A 1,481-nucleotide genomic window follows, 5' to 3' on the forward strand; every position below is an offset into this window, starting at 1 on the left:
ACGGAGACGCCGCGGGCGGTTTTACCGACGATCAGCGCCACGGTGGCGCCGCTCTGCACGGTTTCGCCCTGCGGATGAGGGATTGCGTCGCCGCTGCCGATCGCGGTGTTGCGCGGTTTGATAAACCAGACCGCGGTTTTCGGCGGCGTTTTGTACGGGGCCTGTTGGAACGCTTCGCGCCAGGCGTCGAGCTGGCTGCCGTGGTTAAGCGCAACGGCGAAGATGGTACCTTTCATTCACCACTCCTCTGGTACTGATTTCTGAAGCTTAAGGGATTTCATTAATATGTTAATGATTACCTTTTATTACTTGCGGACGGGTTTGGCAAACAGAAGTGAATGTTTTGTGATCTGATTAACAATAAATTTACACGTTTAAATTTTAATTGTTTATAATCATGTGATTATCGATAATTTATGAAAAGGCTGGTACTTTTCAGCAGCAGAAACCGGTTGCGCCATCGGCAAATAAGCGCTAATTATTAACTTGTTAATAGATTCTGAAATGTGATGTAGAGGGTATGTGATGCATGATTCGTTAACCATTGCGCTGTTGCAGGCGCGGGAAGCGGCGATGGGCCATTTCCGGCCGATCGTCAAACGCCATAATCTCACCGAGCAGCAGTGGCGTATTGTGCGCATCCTTGCCGAAAGCCCGTCGATGGATTTCCACGATCTCGCCTTCCGCGCCTGCATTCTGCGCCCGAGCCTGACCGGTATTTTGACCCGCATGGAACGTGACGGCCTGGTGCTGCGCTTAAAGCCGGTCAGCGATCAGCGCAAGCTGTACGTTTCGCTGACGGCGGAAGGGACAAAGCTGTATCAAAGCGCCCAGGCCCAGGTTGAAGAGGCCTATCGGCTGATCGAAGAAGAGTTTACCAGCGAAAAAATGCGCCAGCTGACCGCGCTGCTGGAGGAGTTTATCGCGCTCGGCAACCGTAACGGCGCCGCGCGCGACGATCGGCAGGAGGAGTAGCTCAGCGCTCGCCGCTCTCCTGCGCGAGGGCGATAAGCGTCTCCGCCCGTGCGGGAGAGAGCGGTTCGCGCGGCGCCACCAGCGGCCAGCCGTACAGCCAGCGGGCGGTCGTGGCGCAGGTTTTCCCCTGGCAGGCGCCCATTCCGCAGCGCAGCGCCAGCTTTGCCTGCTGCCAGCCCTCGGCGCTCGCCACCTCGCCGCAGCGGACGTCCTCGCAGCGGCACAGCAGGCTTTCCGGCGTGGCGAGGGTTTTCAGGCTTTCCGGCAGGATAAACGCCCGCCTGACGGCGTCGGCAAAGTCCTGCCAGCGCGCGCGACGGGCAAACAGGGCCTGCGCCCGGTCGCCGGCATCCGCCGCCGCAAAGCCGGCAATCTCTCCTTCGGCCAGCGCCAGCTCGCTGCCGCCGAAGCCGGTGCACTCTCCGGCGGCATACACGTCCGCGACGCTGGTTTGCTGCCAGCAATCCACCTTCACCGCCTCGTCCGCCACGGCGCAGCCAAAAAAC

Annotated in this window: 3 protein-coding genes; 1 reads left to right on the forward strand and 2 read right to left on the reverse strand. The window is 59.4% G+C overall.

Annotated elements, in window-relative coordinates:
• Positions 1-236, reverse strand: a 236-nt coding sequence (locus PFH44_RS27450) for a fumarylacetoacetate hydrolase family protein (protein WP_283826819.1), incomplete at its 3' end; no start/stop codon positions are given.
• 289 nt (positions 237-525) lie between these two features.
• On the opposite strand from PFH44_RS27450, the gene hpaR reads away from it, so the two are divergent.
• Positions 526-975 (forward strand): homoprotocatechuate degradation operon regulator HpaR, encoded by a 450-nt coding sequence (gene hpaR, locus PFH44_RS27455; protein WP_045860152.1) that lies wholly within the window; start codon positions 526-528, stop codon positions 973-975.
• Position 976: 1 nt separating this feature from the next.
• On the opposite strand, the gene PFH44_RS27460 is transcribed toward hpaR, so the two are convergent.
• The coding region (locus PFH44_RS27460) for a bacterioferritin-associated ferredoxin (RefSeq protein ID WP_463671590.1) at positions 977-1,481 on the reverse strand (505 nt) is incomplete at its 5' end.

Origin of the sequence: Klebsiella sp. Ech2A (assembly GCF_030078455.1) — a bacterium.
GTDB lineage: Bacteria > Pseudomonadota > Gammaproteobacteria > Enterobacterales > Enterobacteriaceae > Klebsiella > Klebsiella terrigena.

What these genes read in the sequence shown, in the direction of transcription:
- hpaR (WP_045860152.1), top strand. Translation starts at nt 526, where the DNA reads ATGCATGATTCGTTAACCATTGCGCTGTTGCAGGCGCGGGAAGCGGCG.